The organism is Streptomyces sp. CC224B (assembly GCF_030010595.1).
GTDB lineage: Bacteria > Actinomycetota > Actinomycetes > Streptomycetales > Streptomycetaceae > Streptomyces > Streptomyces longispororuber.
The window spans coordinates 41,254-62,249 of the sequence record NZ_JASCXL010000046.1 but is presented as its reverse complement, the minus strand read 5'-3'; the positions used below and the strand labels follow the sequence as shown (position 1 = coordinate 62,249).

The following is a 20,996-nucleotide window of genomic DNA, read 5'->3' as shown; positions in this document are numbered from 1 at the left end:
CGCCACGGGCGGGAACTCGCCGGTCGGGCAGGGCGTTGGAGCGGTTGACCCCTGAGCCGCGTGGCTCCCTGCCCGGGGTCTTCCCGGCGCCGATGGCCGGGAGGCCCGACGACCCGCCGAACCCCGGACAGGAGGCCCGCGTGCCGTACCGCGCCCGGTCCGCCCGGTCGGTGGCCTCGCTCCTTTCGGCCGTCGTGGCCGTCCTGGCCTTCGTGGTGCCCTCCTCCGGACCGGGGGCCGCGCACGCGGTCCAGGCCTGGGCCGCGGCGGTGCCGCACCCGGCCCACGCCGCCTCGGCGTCCGCCTCCGTGCCCGCCGGGTCCGGCCCGGACACGCGGGCCCGTGACGACGCCGCGCGGGCCGCGGGTCACCGCGCCCCGGCCACCGCCGCGCCCCAGGCCCAGGGCGCCGCCCCCGCGCGCGGCGCGGGCCTGGCGTCCCAGGCCCAAGGCGCCGCCCCCGCGCCCGAATCGGGCCTGCACGTCTCCGGCCTGCCGCAGACCGCGGGGGCGCACGTCTTCGGTCCCCCGCACACCGTGGCCCCGCACACCGCAGGGGCGCGCGCCCCCACTGACGCGCACAGCGCGGCCCCACACACCCCCGCTCTTCCGCGCACCGCGGGCCCACACACCCCACACACCCCAGACCCCCGCCCGGCAGCCCCGCAGGGCACAGCGCCGCACGCCAGTGCCCCCTCCCTCCCCGCCCTGCCCCACGCCGACCGTGCCACGGTCGCGCGCCCCGCCCCCGCGCACCTTCCGCATCCGCCCTGGCCGGGCACCACGGCCGTCGGCCGGGCCCCGTACCGGTCGGCGGGCGGGCCCGCCGTGGCTGCCGGGCCCGCCCCGCTCACCCGGCAGGACATCGCCGCCGGGCCCCGGCCGCGTGGGCCGCCCCCGCGATGGAGCAACGACACCGTCATGGACGCCGCCTGACGGGCGCTTGCCGCGCCCGGCCGTCGCGCCGTCCTCCTTCGTCATGCCCTCATCGTGGATCCATCGTGGATGTGGAGTACACCCATGCCCCGCGCACCCTTGTGGCGGGCGATCGTCGCGCTCGTCGCCGTCGCCGCCTCGCTGTATCTCGCCCTCACCCAGTCGCCCCGCCTCGGCCTCGACCTGAAGGGCGGCACGCAGATCGTCCTGGAGACCAGGGACTCACCCACCGTCAAGGCCGACGAGGCCGCCACCCGCAGGGCCGTCGAGGTGCTGCGCCAGCGCGTCGACGCGCTCGGCGTGTCCGAGCCGAGCCTCACCCAGGCCGGCGACCGGCGCATCGTCGTGGAACTGCCCGGCGTCCGCGACCCGCGCGAGGCCGCCGCGGTCATCGGCCGCACCGCGCAGCTCACCGTGCACCCGGTGACCGGCGAGACCGACCGCGCCGGCCGGGCCGAGCCCGCCGCCGACGGCTCCCGCACCCTGCCCGACCCCGACCGACCCGGCGGCCATCTGAAGCTCGGCCCGACCGTGCTGACCGGCGACGGCGTGAAGAACGCCGACGCGGTCCTGGACCAGCAGACACTCAACGGCTGGTACGTCACCCTCGACTTCCGCGGCGGCGCGGCGGCCGACTGGGCCGACGTGACGGGGAAGGCGGCGTGCGCGCCGCAGGGCGCGCCCGAGCGGCGCGTCGCCATCGTCCTCGACGGCAAGGTCATCTCCGCGCCCGGCGTCAACGCCGACGTGTCCTGCGGCACCGGCATCACCGGCGGCAGCACCCAGATCACCGGCGGCTTCGACGAGGACGAGGCCCGCGACCTGGCCGCGCTCGTCAAGGGCGGCGCCCTGCCGGTGCCCGTGGAGGTCGTCGAACAGCGCACCGTCGGCCCGACGCTCGGCGCCGCCGCCATCGAGGCCAGCACCCGGGCCGCCCTCATCGGCCTCGCCCTGACGGGCTTGTTCATCGTCGTCGTGTACCGGCTGCTCGGCGCCCTCGCCACCGTGGCGCTCGTGCTGTACGGACTCATGGCGTACGCCGCGCTCCTCGCGGTCGGCGCCACCCTGACCCTGCCGGGGCTCGCCGGTTTCGTGCTGGCCATCGGCATGGCGGTGGACGCCAACGTGCTGGTCTTCGAGCGGGCGCGGGAGGAGTACCTGGGCCCCCGCGCGCTCCGCCCCGACCGGGAGCCCCGCGCCTTTGCGGCACCGCGCAGCATGGCCAAGGCGCTGCACACCGGGTTCACCAAGGCGTGGAGCGCGGTCGTCGACTCGAACGTGACGACGCTGCTCGCCGCGGGCCTGCTGTTCTTCTTCGCCACCGGCCCGGTCAAGGGCTTCGGCGTGACGCTGTCGATCGGTGTCCTGGTGTCGATGGTGGCGTCCTTCGTGGTGACCCGGGCGCTCGCCGAGGCGGCGGTGCGCCGCCGCTTCGTGCGGGCCCGGCCGCACCTCACCGGCCTGGCCGGCGCGGGCCGCGTCCGCACCCTGCTCGCGCGCCGCGACCCCCAACTGGTCCGCCACCGCAGGCGCTGGCTCGGCGCCAGCGCGCTCCTGGTCGCCGTGGCGGTCGCCGGGATCGTGGTGCGCGGGCTCGACCTGGGCGTCGAGTTCACCGGGGGCCGCATGGTCGAGTACAGCACCAGCCGCTCCGTGGACGCCGACACGGCCCGCGCGGCCGTCGCGGACGCGGGCTTCCCGCGCGCGGTGGTGCAGGAGTCCGGCGACGGCGAGACCGCCGACATCACCGTCCGCACCGGCGACCTCACCGACGCCGAGCAGCAGCGGATCAAGGAAGCCCTGGCGGGCCCCGGCGGCGAGGTGACCGTCGAGCGCGACGAGCGCATCGGCCCCAGCCTCGGCGACGAGCTGCGCCACAAGGCGCTCATCGCGCTGGGCATCGCCGTCGCCGCCCAGCTCCTCTATCTGAGCGTCCGGTTCCGGTGGACGTTCGCGACGGCCGCCGTGGCCGCGATGGTCCACGACGTGCTGCTGGTCGTCGGCCTGTTCGCGTGGCTCGGCAAGACCGTGGACAGTGTCTTCCTCGCGGCCGTGCTCACGGTCATCGGCTACTCCGTCAACGACACGGTGGTCGTCTTCGACCGCGTCCGCGAGGCGCGGCGCCGCGACCCGCGGGCCGATCTGGCGGCCCTCGCCAACCAGGCCGTCCTGCGCACCCTGCCGCGCACCGTGAACACCGGCATGGGCGCGCTGTTCGTCCTCGCCGCGCTGGCCGTCCTCGGCGGCGACTCGCTCGCGGACTTCTCCGTGGCCCTGATCGCGGGCGTCCTCCTGGGCATGGCCTCGACGGTGTCCGTGGCGGTCCCCGGGGCGGTGCTCCTTGAGCGGCGCAACCCGGCGCCGCCCCGCTCGGCCCGGACCTCCGACGGCCGCGGCCCCGCCGGTGCGCCGGCGGCGCGGCGCCGGAGCGGCGACTCCGGGGCGGTGGTCTGACAGCCGCCCCGGCCCGCCCGTCCGCGCGGTCAGCCGCCCAGGAAGTCCAGGGCGACGGCCGCGTGGACGGCGCTGCCGACCGCCATGGCGTCCTCGTCGAAGACGACCCGGTTGGAGTGGATGTCGGGAGCGCCCTCGGACGGCGTGCCCGGCGGCCGGGCACCGAGGAAGGCCATGGCGCCCGGGACGCGTTCGAGGACGTACGAGAAGTCCTCGGCGCCCATCACCGGCTCGGGCAGGTGGTGGACGCGGTCCGCGCCGAGCAGGTCGCCGGCGGCGGCCCGCGCGGCCGCGGCGAAGCCCGCGTCGTTGACGACCGGCGGATAGCCCTCCTCCAGCTCCACCTCCGCCGTGGCGCCGTGCGCCGCCGCGACGTGGCGGGCGACCCGGGTGACGTTCTCCCGCACCAGTCGCCGCGCCCGCGGCGTCAACGTACGGAAGGTGCCGTGGAGTTCGGCGGTCTCCGGGATGATGTTGGTGGTGGTGCCCGCGGCGATCCGGGCGACGGTCAGCACCACCGGGTCGAAGACGTGCACCGTGCGGGTCACCATCGTCTGCAGGGCCTGCACGATCTCGCAGGCGACCGGCACCGGGTCGAGTGCCAGGTACGGCGCCGAGGCGTGCCCGCCCCGGCCGCGGACCGTGATGCGCAGCAGGTCGGCGGCGGCGAACGACGGCCCGGGCCGCAGGTGCACGGTCCCGGACGCGAACCGCGTGGAGACGTGCAGCGCGAAGGCCCCCTCCACACCGGCGCCGCCGGAGGTCTCCAGGACCCCCTCGTCGATCATGTGCCGGGCGCCGCCGCCCTTCTCCTCGCCGGGCTGGAACATGAACACGACCCGGCCGGGCAGCTCCGCGCGCCGCTCGGCGAGCAGCCGGGCGGCGCCGACGAGCATCGTCGTGTGCAGGTCGTGCCCGCAGGCGTGCATCACGCCCGGCACCTCGGAGGCGAACTCGAGTCCCGTCTCCTCCTGTTGCGGCAGCGCGTCCATGTCGCCGCGCAGCAGCACCGTCCGCCCGGGACGGCCGCCGTCCAGCGTGGCCACCACGGAGCTGAGCGCCCGCCCCGTCGTCACCGTCAGCGGCAGCCCGTCCAGCGCGTCGAGCACCGTCCGCCGGGTGCGCGGCAGGTGCAGCCCGGTCTCCGGGGCGCGGTGCAGCGCCCGCCGCAGGGCGACGAGCCCGGGCAGCAGCCGCCGCGCCGCGGCGGTCAGGGGTTCCTGCGGGACGGAGCTCATGACGTCGGCACCCCCGGTCGGACGGACGGGACGGGCAGCGAGAACACTGCCCGTCCCGGGGGTACGTCATACCTGGCTCGCGGCCGAGGGCCATCCGCCCCGGCCGCCCGTTACCGGGTCAGCGCGTGACGCGCCAGGTCAGCTCGCCCGTCAGGAGCCCGCGCAGCCCGGGGTCGCGGACCGCGCGCGTGGTGTCCCGCGCGCGGACCGTCACCGTGTGCGCGCGGCCGTCGGCGGGCACGCCCAGGGAGCGCGGGGTGACGGTCCGCGCGTCCGCGCCCTTGCGGGCCGCCCGGCCGTCGACGTACCACCGCAGCCGGACGCCGTCGCCCGCCTCGACGGTGATGCGCTGCCCCCGCCGCACCGCGCTGTCGGTGGGCGTCCTGCCGGTGACGACCGACGCGTGCCGGTGGAAGCCCGCGATCATCGCCTCGCGCCCGGGCAGGTTGAACTCCCGGCCGAGGGTGCGCATGATCGAGTTGTCCGTGGGCCGGTACAGGCCGCGCGGGTGGTAGCCGCCGCCCTGGTACGCGCCGACGGTGCCGCCGTCCGGCGAGGTCCGGCCGATCCAGCGGTACCACTTCTTCTGCTGCGCGCTGAGCTGCGCGGCCGTGAGCTTGCTGATGTTCGACTCCCACGGCTCGGCGCCCGTGTAGGTGCCGTACTCGTCGTACCAGTACTCGTCCGCCAGCTTGCCCAGCGAGTGGCCCGTCTCGTGCACGACGACCTGGGAGGACTGCGCGTTGTCGGAGGAGGCGGTGGCGATGCCGTCGTAGCCGGAGGGCGAGGTGATGTCGTTGTAGCCCGCGCCGCCGTACTTCGCGGAGTTGGCGAGGACGATCACCAGGTCCGGGTCGGCGGCCTTGCGCGCGTAGGCCTCGACCTTGTGGGTGTCGACGCACAGCAGCCGCTCGATGCCGTCGCAGAAGAAGGCCGAGCCGAGCGCGGTGTCCTTGCGCACCCCGCTCGCCGGGTCGCCGGAGACACCCGACTGGCGCGAGTGGGCGTCCACCGCCCAGACGTTGAAGAGGTGCCTGTACGAGGCGTAGGGCTCGACCGCGGAGACCTCCGCCCACTTGGCGCGCACGTCGGCGTGGAAGTCCTCCTGCTGCGCGGCGGTGTAGCCGTCGCCGATGAACACGACGTCGGCCTTGGAGCCGACGGGCCCGTTGCGCACGATCGGCACCACGTCGCCGTCGCCCGCGACGGCCGAGCGCTCCGCTGCGGACAGCGGCTCGGACGCCGCCACCCGCGTGTGGCGGGGGTGGCCGTCCTCGCCGAAGTACTCCACGCGCTGGTGGGACGAGCCGCCGGACGGATCCGGGTGGGCCTTCGGGTGGGTTCCGGGGCGGGCTTCCGTGGGGGCTTCCGCGTGGGTTCCCGAGTGGGCCTCCGGGTGCGCTTCCGGGTGGGCGGTGGCGGCACCGGTGGCGGCGAGCGTCGCCGTGGCCAGGACGCCCGCGGCCAGGGCGATCCGCAGGCGCGTACGTCTGGCGGAACCAGGTATGCCGGATATGCCAGGTATGTCGGGTGTGCCGGACGAGCGGGAAGGGTCGTTACGCATGTGGGGGTCTCCTGAAGTGCGCCGATTAAACGGCGTGTTAAGCCGAGTTAAGGCGTGGCTCAACGTAGAGGCCCCCGCGAGTGGTGGCAATGGGCCGCGCGAAGTTGCCCGAGGGGCGCGTGAGTTGGCGGCGCCTTCGCGCCCCCCGGCAAACCCGTCCGGCCCCTATCCAACCCCCGCGTCCATCGACTTAGCTCAGGTCACGGACCTGTGAACGCTGCACGGAGGGGGAGAGGTGGCGGAAAGCAGCCCCGAGGGGGCACGGCTCGACGACCCGGCGGAGATCGGCCGCCGGGTGCTGCGGCTGCGCACCGAACGAGGCCTCACCCAGCGCCAGTTGGCCGAGCCCGCGTACACGCCCGCCTACGTCTCCACCCTGGAGTCCGGCCGGGTCCGCCCCTCCGAGGCCGCCCTCCGGCACCTCGCCGGGCGCCTCGGCGTCGGCTACGAGGAACTGGCCACCGGACGCCCCGCCCGGCTGGGCACCGAGCTGCGGCTGCGCCTCACCGACGCCCGCCGGGCCCTGGCCACCGGCGCGCCCGAGGACGCCGCCGCCGTCTTCCGCGCCCTGCACGAGGAGGCCGCCGCGCACGAACTCGTGCCCGAACAGGCCGCCGCGCTCCAGGGGCTCGGCGACTGCCTCCTCGAATCCGGCGACCTGGGCGAGGCCCGCGACTGCTTCGCCGCCGTGGAGCGGCTCCTCGCCGACGAGCCGCTGCCGCGCCGCGTCCCCGCCATCCGCGGCCGCGCCACCGCCCACCTCCTCACCGGCGAACTCCGCTACGCCTGCTACCTCCTGGAGACCGCCCTCGACGAGCTCAACGCCTCCGGCCTGCACGACCCCGACGCCCTGCTGCTCCTCTACACCGCGTCCATCGCCCCCTACATGGACATGGGCGCCCACGCGCGCGCCGCCCACGCCGCCGAGCTGGCCCTCGCCCTGGCCCCGCGCGTCAGCGACCCGGCACTCGTCGCCCATATGCACCGCGGCGTCGCCCGCACCCTCATCGCCGAGGGCCGCACCGCCGAGGCCGACGCCTCCCTCGCCAAGGCCCAGGAGCTCTACCAGCACCTGCACATCCGTACCGAACTCGCCCACTGCCACTGGATGCGCGGCTACGTCCACGCCCAGGACGGCGACCTGGCGAGCGCCGAGCGGGAACTGCGCACCGCCCGCGACATGCTCGCCTCCAAACGCGCCGCCCTGTTCACCGAGCAGGTGGAGGTCGAACTGGCGGACGTACTGCGGCGACGGGGCAGGCCGAGCGAGGCGGAGGCACTGCTGAGGCCGCTGCTCGGCGCGGATACCGGCACCGGCGGCGAGAGCGGCGCGTACGAGGACCACGGTGACCGCGAGGCCGAGGCCGAGGGCACCGGCGGCCGGGGAAACCCCAGGGACGGCGGTCCGCTCGGTGCCGAGCGCGGCGCCGTGCACGCGGGCGGCGCGCACCGTCTGCTCGGCCTGATCGCGGAGGAGCGCGGCGACACCGAGACCGCCGAGGAGCACTACTGCGCGGCCCTGTCCCTCCTGGAGCGCTCCAGCGCCGCGGGGGACCTCGCCGACCTGTGCCGCCTCCTCGGCGACCTGTTCCGCCGCACCGGCCGCGTCGAAGCCGCCCTGGACGCCTACCGCACGGGCCTCGGCCACCGGGCCGCCCCCGGCACGACGACACTGGGCCCGGCCCCCGCGACGCCGCCGCTGTGAGCCGGGCGGGCGGCCGTCGGGGGCGTCCCGGCACGCGGCCCCCGCAGGTCGGCGCGTACGGAAGCCGTGCGGTGCGATCTCCGGCTCTGCTTCGATGGGCCCATGGCATCCATGCAGCCCATGACGGCCGGCGGGAACGGCGGGGACGGCCGGGACGGCGGGGACACGGCGACGGCACCCGGCCGGGCGGGCCCCGCGCGGACGCCGGTCGACTGGCCCGCGACCCTCACGACGGCGCGGCTGACCCTGCGCCCGGTCGAGCGGGCGGACGTGCCGTACGCCGTGCGGCTCTGGACGGACCCGCGGGTGCGGCGGTACCTCGGCGGTCCCGTGCCCGCCGACGTCGTGCGCGTCCGCGAGCGCCACTGCGCGGGTGTCCCCGGGGCGTTCGCCGCCGTACGGCACGAGGACGGCGCGGTGCTCGGCCTCGTCGTGGCCGAGGCCGACGGCCACGACGGCCGTACCGAGGTGTCGTACCAGTTCCTGCCCGAGCACTGGGGCCGCGGCTACGCGCGCGAGGCCGTCGCCGCCGTGGCCGCCTGGGCACGAGGCGCGGTGCGCTCGCCCGTCCCCGGCGTGGCCGCCGTCACCCAGCGGGCCAACCGCCGCTCACGGCGGCTCCTGGACGCCCTCGGCGCCGAGCCCGCCGACGACTTCGCCGCCTGGGGCGAGCCGCAGGTGCTGTACGTGTTCCCGCCGACGGGACCGGCGGGACCGACGGGACTGACGGAACCGGCAAGGCTGACGGGTCCGACGAGACCGGCGGAACCCGGCCCGGGGCGGTGACCGGGCGGGCCCGTAAACGGGAGGAAGCGCGGGGAGGGGCCGCGTTACCCTGAGAGGCATGGCACGAGGTATCTGGTCGCAGAAGGTCCGCTCCACCCGCTGACGGCGGCGCCCCCTTCCTGCTGACACCGCGCCCGCCGTCCCGGTTCCCGCCGGGCGGCGCCTCTCGCTGCCCGGCTCCCTGCGAGCTGCGGAGCACCCGTGAACCTCAACCCCGCCCCAGAGACCCTCTGCCTGCCCGTCGACGCGGGCGGCGCCGCGCACGTCCGCGCCGAGGGCGTCACCGTCGTCCGCGGATCCCGGCGCGTGCTGCACGACGTCTCGGTCACCGTCCCGGCCCGGTCGCGCCTCGCCGTCGTCGGCGAGAACGGCCGCGGCAAGACGACCCTCCTGCACGTCCTCGCCGGGCTCGTCGAGCCCGACCGGGGCACCGTGCACCGGGCCGGCACCATCGGCCTGGCCCGCCAGGACCTGCCCGCGCGCCCCGGTGACACCGTCGGCACCCTCACGTCACAGGCGCTGGCCGCCTCGCGCGCCGCCCTCGCCGCACTGGACGGGGCGACCCGCGCCCTGGCCGACGGCGACCCCACCGCCGAGGACCGCTACGCCACCGCGCTCGACGCCGCGACCCGGCTCGACGCGTGGGACGCCGAGCGGCGCGTCGACGTCGCCCTGGCCTCCCTCGGGGCGCCCGCCGACCGCGACCGCCCGCTGTCGACGCTGTCGGTCGGACAGCGCCACCGGGTCCGGCTCGCGTGCCTGCTCGGCGCGCACCACGACGTGCTGCTGCTCGACGAGCCGACCAACCACCTCGACGCCGACGGCCTCGCCTTCCTGACCCGCGCGCTGCGCGCCCACGACGGTGGCCTGGCCGTCGTCAGCCACGACCGGGCGCTGCTGCGCGACGTCGCCGACCGGTTCCTCGACCTCGACCCGACCCGGGACGGGAGGCCTCGCCTGTACGCGGGCGGCTACGACGCCTGGCAGGACGCCCGGCGGCGTGAGCGCGAGCGCTGGGAACGGGACCACGACGAGCAGGTGGCCGAGCACCGGCGCCTGACCGACGCGGTGGCGAGGGCCCGCGACCGCCTCTCCACCGGCTGGCGGCCCGACAAGGGCACCGGCAAGCACCGGCGCCAGTCGCGCGCGCCGGGCGTCGTCCAGGCGCTGCACCGGCAGCGGGAGGCCCTGGCGGCGCACCGGGTCGACCTACCGGAGCCGCCCCCGGCACCGCGCTGGCCGGACCCGCGCGTCCGTCCGCGTACGCCGCTGCTGCGGGCGCACGGCGTCGCCGTCGCGGGACGCCTCGCAGGGCCGGTCGGCCTGACCCTCGACGGCGGCGACCGGCTGCTCGTCACCGGCCCGAACGGCGCCGGGAAGTCCACGCTGCTCGCGGTCCTCGCCGGTGCCCTGCAACCCACCGACGGGTACGTGCGGACGGCGCGGGGAGCCCGGGTCGTGCGGCTCGCCCAGGAGACCGCCGAGCAGGACCCCGACCTCACCGCCGGCGACGCGTACGCCCGCCACGCGGGCCTGCTGGTGGCGCGCGGGGTGCTGCGGGACGCCGACGCCGTGCCGCTGGACGCGCTCGGCCTGCTCGACGCCGAGGCGCGGCGCACACCGGTCGGGCGCCTGTCGCAGGGTCAGCGACGCCGCCTGGACCTGGCGCTGGCCCTGGCCGGACGGCCCGGCCTCGTCCTGCTCGACGAGCCGACCAACCACCTGTCCCCGGCCCTCGTCGACGAGCTGACGGCGGCCGTCCGCACCACGAGCGCGGCCGTCGTCGTCGCCACGCACGACCGGCAACTCCTCCGCGACCTCGCGGACTGGCCCCGCCTCACGGTGGCCCGTTCCCGTACGGAATAGCACTGGATTCGCACCGGTCCATTTCCTTTCGCCGCGGCCTGGTTCGCCTTGGCTGTTCGCTATAACATGGCCCGGAAATCCGCCGGTATATTCCGGTGGACCGGAAAGGCTCGTCCGAGACCGGAAGGACCTGGTTCGTGGGTCATGACGCGCACACCGCCCCCTCCTTGGTCAGTACGACCGTGGCCGAAGGATTCGCCCGCTGGAGCCCCCAACTGCGGAAGGAATTCGACGACAACGCCCACAACGGCTGCGTCGGCCGGACGCTCCTCAAGGAGACCGGCACCCTGCGCGTCTGGCAGACCGACCTCGCGCCAGGGGAGCGGATCCCCGTCCACCGGCACGTCCTGGACTACTTCTGGATAGCCCTGACCAGTGGAAAGGCGCGTCAGCACCTCAGCGACGGAAGCAGCCGCGAGATCACGTACGCCCGCGGCCACACCCAGTACTTCCGCTGCTCCGAAGGCCGTCACCACCTGCACGACCTGAAGAACATCGGCGACGACGTCCTTTCCTTCGTGGTCATCGAGGAAAAGGGCCAGCTTTCTGGCCGGGAAGTTCATCCGGGAGTTAGGAGTTAATCGGCTCGTTTCTCCGTGGTTCTCTTTCTCGGCCGTCCTTGTCACAGGGCGGCCGGGAGCGCTTCGAGCAAGGCGTCGTTCGCGTGCCGGTCGCCGATCGAGATACGGCAGGTGTCCGGCAGGGCGCGGCCGGTGTCGGCGACGAGGATTCCCGCGCCGTACAGCCGGTCGAGCACCTGCTCGTGCTCGCGCAGCCGCACCAGCAGGAAGTTGGTCTCGGACGGGAACACGCGGTCCACCGCCGGGTGCTCCGCCAGCGCCGCGGCCATCCGCTCCCGCTCGGCACGGACGCGCCGGACGCCGGCGAGCACCTCCTCCGCGCGGGTCAGCCGGTCCCCTACCGCGCGCTGCGAGGCGTCGGTGAAGCCGAACGGCACCTGCACCCGGCGCAGCGCCTCGACGACGCCGGGCCGGGCCAGCACGACACCGCAGCGCGCGCTCGCGAGCCCCCACGCCTTCGACAGCGTCCGCAGCACGACGAGGTTGTCGTACCGCCCCACCAGAGGGGCGTACGACGGCTTCTCGCTGAACTCGACGTAGGCCTCGTCGATCACCACCAGGCCGTCGCCGCGCTCCACCAGGGCCCGTACGCGGTCCTCGTCGAGCCGGGTCCCCACGGGGTTGTTCGGGTCGCACAGGACGGTCACCCGCGGACCGGCGGCCAGGATCGCGTCGACGTCGAGGTCTGCCGCGTCGTCGCCGCGCAACGGCACGTCGACGACGGACAGCCACTGGACCCGGGCGAAGTGCTCGTACAGCGGGAAGGTGGGCGACGTGACGCACACGCGGTCGCCGGGCGAGGCCAGCGCCGTCAGGAGCAGCGCGGCACCGTCGACGGCCCCGCTGGTGAACAGCAGGTGGTCCGCGTTCAGCGCCCCGAGCCCGTCGTGGCCGGGCCACCGCCCGAGCGTGGCGAGGTACGCCGTGGCGAGCTCGGTCGTGTCGAGCTGCGGGTAGCGGCTCCCCGCGCCCAGGAACGGGTGGGTGTTGCTCGACAGGTCGACCAGGTCGAACCGCGGCTGACGCCGGAACCGGGCCGGGCCCGGGACCGGCACCGCCCTGACGGCCGGAGCCGCGAAGGCCGTGACGGCCGCCTCCTCCGCCTCACCCGCCCGCTCCGCCTCACCCGGCACCGGCGCGAGGCCGGGGGCGCGCAGCCAGTGGTCCAGAGGGACGAGCAGGTCGGCGCCCAGGCGCCGCAGTCGCGTGGCGTCCCCGCGGCCCAGGTGGACCCAGTCGAGGCCGGAGCGCCGCGCGCCGAGGCACACCTCGCACAGGCACGCCGCCGTCGCGGAACCGTCCCGTGCGGCCGGGGCGCCGTCGTCCGTGGCCTGGGCGAGCACGTAGACGCCCCGGCCGTTGTGCGAGGCGGTCAGCAGCGCGACGTGCACCACCGCGCCGTCGGCACGGCTCACCAGCATCTCGGTGCGCTTCCCCAACGGCCCCCGCGCCAGCGCGTCGAGAGCCGCGGCGCCGTACAAGCCCCCGCCGTGCGCGCCCCCACCGGCACGGTCGTCGGCGCGCCGGTGCAGGGCGGCGAAGGCTTCGCGCGCCCACGGGCGCGCGTCCAGTTCACTCAGCGTGAACCGTTCCCAGTCGGCCCCACGGGCCGCCCCGTCGACTTCATCGGTTCCGCCGGTGTCGTAGGCCGTGACGGCTTGGCCGGTGGGCCCGGCCAGGCGCACCACGCCCTCGGCGGCCGCCGCCACGGGGACGAAGCCCGCCTCCCGCAACGGGCCGGTGTCGTCGCTGCGGCGGACATGGGGGACGAGGACCTGGGACACCTCCAGCGCCTTCGCCCGGCGGACCAGCTCGTCGAGGGAGCGGTGCGAGGGCGCCGGGTGGGACGGGGCGTACGGCGCCGCACCCCCGATCAGGGTCGGGCGGTCCAGGACCGCGGGGCCGAGGGCGGCGAACGCCGCGGCGCCCTCGCCCAGTCGGGCCAGGGAGCACACGGGCTCCCTCGACCCGAGCGCGGCGCACAGCACGTGCTGCAGCGCGTCGATGTCTGCGGTCCTGCGCATACCGGGCACTCCTTCGTGTCACTGTCGCTGTCGCTGTCACGGGGGCGGTGCTGGTGCTGGGTGCTGGCGTGGGGGGCCTCGCCCGCTAGGACGCTTCCGCCGCGCCCGCGTCGGCGTAGGTGTCGGCGTCGGCCTCGGCGTATGTGGCGGCGTACGCGGCGACACGGTCCCGGTACTCCGGGAACAGCTCGGCCACGGTGCGCGCGATGCCCGCCCTCCAGCCGACGGAGCAGTCGCCGATGAGCTCGCGGCGCAGGGTGTGGTCGAACATCGCCGTGCCCCGGCTGCGGTCGCCGCGGTCCAGGGTGACCGGCACCCCGGTGAGCGCGGACATGTACTCCAGGAGGTCGGTCATACCGACCTCCTCGTCACCGCCCCAGTTCACGACCCGCGCGCGCGTCCGCGCCGCCTTCCACAGCAGCGGCACCTGGCGGACGATGTCGTCGGTGTGCAGCGGGTTGCAGTAGTTCTGGCCCTCGCGGGGCACCGCGCACGGCGTGCCCCGCCGCATGTCCCGGAACAGGATCATGGGCACGCCGCCGTGCCCGTACGGGCCGTAGGCGATGTTGAGCCGGGCGATCACCGAGGGCAGGCCGAGCGCCTCGGCGAGGCCGCGCACCAGCCCCTCGACGGCGAGCTTGGCGACGGGGTACGTCGGCAGCCAGGGCGCTCCCGTGCCGAGGGGGTCGCTCTCCCGGTAGCGGTGGGCGGGGTCGGTCCGGTCGTAGACCACCCCGGAGGACACGTACAGGAACGCCTCCGCCGTGGCGCAGTGCGTCATCAGCCGCGCGGTGCCGACGGAGTTGACGCGTACCGTTCCGTCGAAGTCGCCGCTCCCGCCCCGGTACACCGCCGAGTGCAGGACGTGGGTGAAGTCGCGCGGCAGGCCGTCCAGGTCGCCGGAGTCCATGTCCCAGGTGAAGGTGCGGGCGCCGCGCGCCTCCAGTTCCTCGCGGGCGGCCGTGTCGCCGAAGCGGCCCAGGCACCACACCTCGTTCGCGGGGGCGAGCGCCTCGGCGACGGGCCTGGCAACCTGTCCGGTGCCGCCGGTGATGAGGATCTTCCTGCCTCGCATGCTCAGTGCCTCCTGGTCGTGTCGGTGGCCGCGCGGCCCCGGCGGCTCATCGGTCCAGGGCGCGGGCGAGTTCGCGCCGCAGGGTCGCCTGGAAGGTCCCCACGTGCCGGGGGCTCATCAGGGTGTAGTGCTCCCCGTCGACCTCGATGTACGTGGTGGGGGCGCGGGTGAAGTCGTCCCAGCGGCGCAGTTGGCCGTCCAGCCACTCCTGCTTGGTGCCGCGCAGGGGAGTGCAGTAGAAGACCCGCACCCGCTCGACCGACCCGGACGGCTCGTACGTACGGCCGAGGTGCACCATGTTCTGCGCCAGGCGCACCCAGGCCGCGAACCGGTCGACGGTGAGGTCGAGTTCGGTCAGGCGGCGCGGTGGCGCCTGCTCGACCAGGAAGGCGAGCTGGTCGGCCTCGGGCAGCGGGCGGAGCGTCGCCGTCAGCCGTTCGACGTCGGCGGGGCCGATCAGTTCGAGGAACAGCGCCAGGTTGATCGCGCCGTCGGTGAAGGTGATCTCGTGCATGCGGCCGGAGATGTGCGGCGGCAGGTTGAAGACGCCCACGAAGGCGACGTCGTCGCCGTCGGCCTCCAGACGTCTGGCGATCTCGAAGGCGACCGCGCCGCCGTAGGAGTAGCCGGCGACGGCGTAGGGCCCGCGCGGCTGCGTCCGCCGGACGGCGGCGACGTACGTGTCGACCATCTCGGCGAACGACCCGAAGTGCGTCTCGCCCTGCCCGAACCCGCGGGCCCGCAGCGCGTAGAAGGGCCGTTCGCCCGTGAAGTACTTGGCGAGGTTGACGAACACCAGCACTTCGCCGAGGCCGGGGTGGACGCAGAACAGGGGGGTGCCCTCGCCCGTCACCTGGAGCGGCACCAGCGGGTCGTAGGCGCGGTCCCCGCCGGTGCCGCGCCCGGCGGTCAGGCGGCGGGCCAGGGCGCGTACCGTCGGGGCCTGGAGGAGCGTGGCCATGGGGACGTCGTCGATGCCGAAGGCGGCCTGGATCTCCAGCTTGAGCCGCAGCACGTCCAGCGAGGTGCCGCCCAGGTCGAAGAAGCTCGCGGTCGCGGACACCTTCCGGGTGGCGAGCACGCGGGCGTAGATGCCGGCCAGCGTGGTCTCGGCGTCCCCCTCCGGGGCCACGTAGGCGCCGAGGAACCTGGTGGTCACCTGCTCCGCGCGGCGGGCCGCGTGCTCCAGGCCCCCGGCCTCGACCGCCGCCCGCAGCCGGGAGCGCTGGATCTTGTTGAGGTTGCCGCGGGGGATCTCGGCCGCGGTGACCGGCAGGACGAGCTGGGGGCGGAACCCCCAGTGCATCACCGTGGAGCTGCGCACCGCGACGACGGCGCGGTACACGGCCGCGTCGTCGCCCGGGTCGCCCGCCGGGACGAAGGCGAGGGCCAGGTGCTCGGAGTCGGCCCCGTCCGGGCGCACCGGGAACGCCGCCACGTGGCCGCGGCGCACCTCGGGCAGCTCGTCCAGGACCGCTTCCAGGTCGTGGCTGTGGTAGTTGACGCCGTTGACGATGACGGAGTCCTTGGTCCGGCCGACCAGCGCCAGCCGGCCCGTGGCGTCGAGCCGGCCCAGGTCGCCGGTGCGGAACCAGCCGTCGGCCGTGAAGGCCTCCGCCGTGGCCCGGTCGTTCCCGAAGTACCCGGCGGTGACCATGGTGCCGCGCAACTGCACCTCGCCCGGCTCGGACGGGAGGGCCCGGCCGGTGGCGGGCGCCTCGGGTCCGCCGCCGCCCGTGCCGTCGCTTCCCGGGTCCTCTGTGGAGGCCGGCACCGTGCCGCCGCCGTCGGCGATCCGGATGCTCAGCCCGCGCACCGGGCGGCCCAGCGGCGGGAACTCCGTCCCCAGGTCGCGGGCGGCGAAGTCGCGGTTGAACACGCTGCCCGCGCACGTCTCCGTCATGCCGAACGCCGGAACGATCACGTCCGGGGACAGCCCGTACGGCGCGAGCGCCGTCAGGAAGGCCCGCGCGGTGGCGGTCACGGTCGCCTCGCCGCCGGAGATGATGTGCCGCACCCGGGACAGGTCCGGGCCCGGCTCACCCGCCCGGCGCACGGCGGTTCCGCGCGCGAGCGCCTGGTTGATCTGCCCGAGCAGGAAGTTGGGCGTGAACGTCACGCGCACCCGGTGGGCGGCGAGCAGCCTGACGAACTCCACAGGGTCCGCGAGCACCGTCTCCGGTGTCGCCATGACCTGGTCGGCGCCGTGCGACATCGGCAGCAGGTGCGCTTCGATCGCGGCGATGTGGTCGGGCGAGATCCAGTTCATCGTGGTGTCGTCGGGACCCGTCTCCAGGGCCTCGGCCTTGCCCGCCACCGCGGCCAGCAGATTGGCGTGGGTGAGCCGGACCGCCTTGCTCGCACCGGTGGAGCCCGAGGTCAGCATCAGCAGGGCGAGGTCGCCGGGCGCGGCCGTGTGGTGCGGCCCGTCGTCCGACGCGGCCTGGCTCAGCTCCTCCACGGTCACGGCCCGCAGCCCGGTGTCCGGCAGGTCCCCGGCGGCCGCCTTCGGCAGGATCACCAGCGGGCCGCCCAACAGCGTCCGCAGGTGCTCCAGTTGGGCGCGCCACCGGGGCGCGTCCGCCGGCGGCGCGACGGGACACGGTACGACGCCGCTGAGCACGCACCCCCAGAAGGCGCGGACGAAGCCCTCCGGCTCCTGGGCGGCGACCAGCGCGCGGTCGCCCGGCGCACTGTGGCCGCGCAGCCCGTGGGCGATCCGGCGGGCGCTGTCCCACAGTTCGGCGTAGGACAGGAACGAGCCGCCGATGAAGGTGATGCCTCGGGACGCGGCCTCGTGAGCCGCGCGCTCGAGGAGGTACGAGATCGTCGAAGCAGGACGTTGATCCGGCATAGGGGCGAAGACCTCCGACCGACAGGGATGGAGTACCCGTCCGAACCGGGAACCGGGACCTGAGAGAGGGGACGGGAACCGCAGAAGACGGGAAGCGCTGAAGAAGGGAAACAGCGCGAAAGGGAAACGGCGCGGAAAGGGAACGGCGCGTAAAGGAAGCAGGGGGAAAGGAAGCAGCGGGAAAGGGAAACGCGGGAGGCGGAGACTCAGGAGAGGCGAAGGCTCAGGAGAGGCGAAGACTCAGGTGAGCTGGGCGGCCGCGTCGGGGCGCCCCGCCTCGTTGAAGAGGACGATGCCCTCGATGGTCCGTCGCAGCTCCCGCTCGTCCGGGTCGGACACGATGGCGTGGCCGACCTTCCCGTAGGGGCCGGGCGGCGTATCGGGCGACGACGAGTAGGCCAGGTCGTCGAAGCGGAAGCCGCGCTCGAAGTCCTCGCGCGTGAGGGTTCCGCTCCGCGGGCGGCGCAGCAGGACGTAGCCGTGGAAGCGGTCCGGTGCGCGCCCGTTCCGGACGGGCAGCGCTCCGTCGAGGCCTTGCCCGAGCGCGAGCCGGATCTCCACGTCGAAGAGGTCGACGCCGTAGGTGAGTTCGTTGACCTGCGGGGACAGCGCCCCGGGCAGCCGGATGGCGCACTCGCCGAAGGTCAGCCCGGACTCCCGTACGAAGGCCTCCAGGTGGAACACGCACGCGGGGGCGCCCAGGTGTGCGAGCACGTCGCGGGCGAGCGTCTCCGCTTCCCGGAACAGCGCCTCGTGCCGCCGTCTGTCCAGGAGGTGGGCGGCCAGGACGCCGCCGTGGGCGGCGCTGAGCGGCGAGTCGTGGTAGCGCGTCATCGACGACCAGCGCAGGCGGCCGTCCGCCCAGACGCCGTCGATGTAGACCTCGGGCGCGTCGACGAAGGACTCGGCGACGACCGCGACGTCCGAGTCGCCGGGAAACAGCTCCAGGGCGCGCCCGTACGCGTCGGCGGAGCGCACGACGGTCGTACGGAGGGAACCGGCGCCGGTCGCCGGTTTGACGACGAAGACGTCCCCCAGTTCGTCGACGACTTCGGCGAACGGCGTGTCCCGGGAGACGTACCGGCAGCGCGCGCGGCTGATGTGCGACGGCAGCGCGCGCTTCTGAAGGCACTTGTCGCGGAAGGAGGGCACCGTCCTCGCGTCCGTGTTACCGGGCAGCCCGAGGTGCTGCCGCAGGCAGGCCGCGCCGAAGACGCCCATCTCGTGGACGGTGAGCACCCCGGCCACGTCGTCGAGGTCCGCGGCGAGTACCGCCCGCAGTATTTCCTGGACGTTCTCGATGTCGGAGACGCGGGTGTGGCGGACTTTCCCGGGCGGAAGTCCCGGTGGCTGCGTGAGATACCAGGGATCCAGCCCTCGTCGCCGTAGTGCCCGGTCGAGATCGTCCCTGTATCCGAGAACAATGATGGTCGGCATTCTCGTCCCCCGTATGACGTCCAGCCGAAGCGTTCAAGAATTCTTCAGTAACCCGTGAGGCGGTTTCTCCAAGAGGTTGAACGACAGACGGCATCGTGGCACACGGCCGACCGGGATGTGGATACGCCGCATCATGATCCTTTGGGCATTCGTTGTGGCGTGGGTCACAAGTTGCGGCGGTGCGGGAGAGGGTATGCGACGCCTTGTCGCACTCGCTCGGACAAGCAGGGGTATGCCGGGATGGCGGTGGATCGTCCCTCGGTGAGGCGGGCGCCGCGAGGGGCGGTGACGGGGCCAGGCCCTCGGGGGCGAGGGCGTATGCGGAATCCCGGAACACCCTTCCACCCGGACTGAATTCGGCCTGGAGTGGTCTTGTATCCGCCCTGTGGTACTCCCGCGAACACTCCCGTAGCGGAATTGAAAACGGTCACCGATGCAGCCTTTGCGGTTCTCGTCGGACTGCGCTTGACTGCCGTGCGTAAGCCGCCGGTACGACGTGGGGGGAATTCTCCGTGGGGCACGCTCATACGCATCAGCACGGGCACGACCACAAGGCCGGAGGCCATGCCGGGCACGGCCACGGGGTCTCCGCCGACGCCGATCGCCGCTGGCTTTCCCTCGCGCTCGTACTGATTGGCGTTTTCATTGCCGTCGAGACGGTCGTCGCTTTCCTCGCCGGATCGCTGGCGCTGATTTCCGACGCCGTCCATATGCTCACGGACGCCTTCTCCCTCGTCCTCGCGCTCATCGCGATGCGGCTGGCCGCGCGGCCAGCCAAGGGCACGTACACCTTCGGTCTGAAGCGCGCGGAGATACTCTCGGCGCAGGCCAACGGCATCACCCTGCTGCTCGCGGCGGTCTGGCTCGGCTACGAGGCCGTGGAGCGGCTGCTGCGTCCGCCGGAGGTCACCGGCTGGATGGTGCTCGTCACCGCGCTCGCCGGCGTCGCCGTCAACCTCGCCGCGACCTGGTGCCTGTCCAAAGCGAACCGGGCCTCCCTCAACGTCGAGGGCGCCTACCAGCACATCCTCAACGACCTGTTCGCCTTCATCGGCACCGCCGTCGCGGGGGTCGTCGTCATGACGACGGGCTTCGCGCGGGCCGACACCATCGCCACGCTGTTCGTCGTCGCCCTCATGGTCAAGGCGGGCTGCGGGCTGCTCCGCGACTCCGGCCGCATCCTCCTCGAAGCGGCGCCCGCGGGCCTGGACCCGGACGCGATCGGCAGCGAGCTGGCCCGGACGCCCTCGGTGGCCGAGGTCCACGACCTGCACATCTGGACCATCACCTCCGGCGAACCGGCCCTGTCCGCCCACGTCCTGGTCCGCCCCGGCGGCGACTGCCACGCCGTGCGCCGCGACCTGGGCAAGCTCCTCGCCGACTCCTACGGCCTCACGCACACCACCCTGCAGATCGACCACGAGGACCCCGCCCCCGCCCCGGCCGCGGCCGCCCACTGCGCGAACGGCCACGGCCCGGCGCACCGCGCCGTCCCGCAAGGGCGGTAGGCGCCCGGGGGAGCGGCCCGCCGCCCGCGCGGGCCCGGAAGCGGCCCCCGGAGCACACGTCGGCCCCGCCGGCAGGCTGCCGACGGGGCCGACGAGGCGGCACGGGGCCGAGCTCGGCTCAGTACAACTCAGTACTCAGCGCAGCGCAGCACAGCACAACTCAGCACAACTCCGCTCAGTACAGCTTGTTCACGGCCGTCTTCACGGTGGTCTTGAACTTGCTCACCGGCGCGTCGGGCAGCGTGCCCATCTGGCCCCACTGGACGAGCGTCACCGTCCGCCCGTCGCGGCCGACGGCGAGGAGGCCGACGTCCGAGGCCCCCGAGTCCCAGGCGGTGTGCACGCCGTAGACGTGGGCGCCCTCCTCCACGTTCACCTTGCCGTAGTACTTCTGCTCGGCCTTCACGTCCGGGTGCTCCTTCTCCAGGCGCTCGGCGCAGCCGTCGAGCTTCTTGCGCAGCAGCTCGGCGAACTCCTTGGCGCGCTGGACGTCGCGCTCCACCACGGTCACCTGGACGGCGTTGGTGTCGAACTCGGTCCAGAACGTACGGTGCACCGACGTCGACGGCAGCGCCTCCCCCGCGCACACCGGCGGCCCCTCGGGCTGGCCCGGCGTCACGGGCCCGGCATGCCAGGCAGACGACGGGTGCGGCGGCAGCTCGCGGGCGTCGAGGAACCGCGGCTCCCCGCCGCCGGCCGGAGCCGCCGCGGCGGGGCCCGCGACCGCCGCGGTCGCCGCCACGCACAGCCCGGCCGCCGCCATGACCAGTGCACCTCGATGACGAATGCTCACAGGTGTTCCCCCTTTTTCCGTGCCGCTCGGCACTGTCACTCTCTTCGACTCCGTGCACCCAACTGACGTTGTGCGCACGGCCGTCACAGCCTTGTCGCGTATGTCACCGTACGGAAACAGGCGTACGTCACCGTACGGGGCCAGAGACGCGCGACCGCGCCGGGCGGGGACGCGAC

Annotated in this window: 14 protein-coding genes; 7 read left to right on the top strand and 7 right to left on the bottom strand. The window is 74.5% G+C overall.

What is annotated here, in order from left to right; all coding sequences use genetic code 11:
- Positions 1-140: 140 nt before the first annotated feature.
- Entirely contained in the window at positions 141-935 is a 795-nt protein-coding gene (locus QK440_RS19765; RefSeq protein ID WP_282794472.1) for a hypothetical protein, read from the top strand.
- Between the two features lie 84 nt (positions 936-1,019).
- The gene (gene secD, locus QK440_RS19760; RefSeq protein ID WP_282794471.1) at positions 1,020-3,389 is read left to right on the top strand and encodes a protein translocase subunit SecD; all 2,370 of its coding nucleotides are present in this window, start codon (positions 1,020-1,022) and stop codon (positions 3,387-3,389) included.
- A gap of 29 nt (positions 3,390-3,418) precedes the next feature.
- Here the strand turns inward: secD and QK440_RS19755 are convergent, their stop codons facing one another.
- Both QK440_RS19755 and QK440_RS19750 read right to left on the bottom strand, forming a co-directional pair.
- Complete coding sequence (locus tag QK440_RS19755; RefSeq protein WP_282794470.1) at positions 3,419-4,627, bottom strand: M20 family metallopeptidase; 1,209 nt, start codon at positions 4,625-4,627, stop codon at positions 3,419-3,421.
- Positions 4,628-4,745: 118 nt separating this feature from the next.
- Complete coding sequence (locus QK440_RS19750) at positions 4,746-6,191, bottom strand: M64 family metallopeptidase (RefSeq protein ID WP_282794469.1); 1,446 nt, start codon at positions 6,189-6,191, stop codon at positions 4,746-4,748.
- Positions 6,192-6,426: 235 nt separating this feature from the next.
- Between QK440_RS19750 and QK440_RS19745 the strand changes: the two genes are divergently transcribed.
- The 4 genes from QK440_RS19745 to QK440_RS19730 all read left to right on the top strand — a co-directional run bounded on the left by QK440_RS19745 (position 6,427) and on the right by QK440_RS19730 (position 11,129).
- On the top strand, positions 6,427-7,896 hold the full coding sequence (locus QK440_RS19745) for a helix-turn-helix domain-containing protein (RefSeq protein ID WP_282794468.1): 1,470 nt from the start codon (positions 6,427-6,429) through the stop codon (positions 7,894-7,896).
- Positions 7,897-7,998: 102 nt separating this feature from the next.
- Positions 7,999-8,682 carry a GNAT family N-acetyltransferase gene (locus tag QK440_RS19740; protein ID WP_282794467.1) on the top strand — a complete coding sequence of 228 codons (684 nt, stop codon included), beginning with the start codon at positions 7,999-8,001 and terminating at the stop codon, positions 8,680-8,682.
- Between the two features lie 201 nt (positions 8,683-8,883).
- Positions 8,884-10,548 (top strand): ABC-F family ATP-binding cassette domain-containing protein, encoded by a 1,665-nt coding sequence (locus tag QK440_RS19735; protein ID WP_282794466.1) that lies wholly within the window; start codon positions 8,884-8,886, stop codon positions 10,546-10,548.
- A 137-nt stretch (positions 10,549-10,685) separates the two neighbouring features.
- Positions 10,686-11,129 (top strand): hypothetical protein, encoded by a 444-nt coding sequence (locus QK440_RS19730; RefSeq protein ID WP_282794465.1) that lies wholly within the window; start codon positions 10,686-10,688, stop codon positions 11,127-11,129.
- A gap of 41 nt (positions 11,130-11,170) precedes the next feature.
- On the opposite strand, the gene QK440_RS19725 is transcribed toward QK440_RS19730, so the two are convergent.
- From QK440_RS19725 to QK440_RS19710, 4 genes are all read right to left on the bottom strand, one after another.
- On the bottom strand, positions 11,171-13,153 hold the full coding sequence (locus tag QK440_RS19725; protein ID WP_282794464.1) for an aminotransferase class I/II-fold pyridoxal phosphate-dependent enzyme: 1,983 nt from the start codon (positions 13,151-13,153) through the stop codon (positions 11,171-11,173).
- Positions 13,154-13,238: 85 nt separating this feature from the next.
- Positions 13,239-14,228: an NAD(P)-dependent oxidoreductase gene (locus QK440_RS19720; RefSeq protein ID WP_282794463.1), complete on the bottom strand. Its 990-nt coding sequence runs from the start codon at positions 14,226-14,228 to the stop codon at positions 13,239-13,241.
- 46 nt (positions 14,229-14,274) lie between these two features.
- The gene (locus QK440_RS19715; RefSeq protein ID WP_282794462.1) at positions 14,275-17,082 is read right to left on the bottom strand and encodes a non-ribosomal peptide synthetase; all 2,808 of its coding nucleotides are present in this window, start codon (positions 17,080-17,082) and stop codon (positions 14,275-14,277) included.
- Positions 17,083-17,322: 240 nt separating this feature from the next.
- Entirely contained in the window at positions 17,323-18,519 is a 1,197-nt protein-coding gene (locus tag QK440_RS19710) for an ATP-grasp domain-containing protein (RefSeq protein WP_282794461.1), read from the bottom strand.
- 512 nt (positions 18,520-19,031) lie between these two features.
- Between QK440_RS19710 and QK440_RS19705 the strand changes: the two genes are divergently transcribed.
- Complete coding sequence (locus tag QK440_RS19705; RefSeq protein WP_282794460.1) at positions 19,032-20,027, top strand: cation diffusion facilitator family transporter; 996 nt, start codon at positions 19,032-19,034, stop codon at positions 20,025-20,027.
- A 175-nt stretch (positions 20,028-20,202) separates the two neighbouring features.
- On the opposite strand, the gene QK440_RS19700 is transcribed toward QK440_RS19705, so the two are convergent.
- Positions 20,203-20,820, bottom strand: a complete 618-nt coding sequence (locus QK440_RS19700) for a hypothetical protein (protein WP_282794459.1) — start codon at positions 20,818-20,820, stop codon at positions 20,203-20,205.
- Positions 20,821-20,996: the final 176 nt, after the last annotated feature.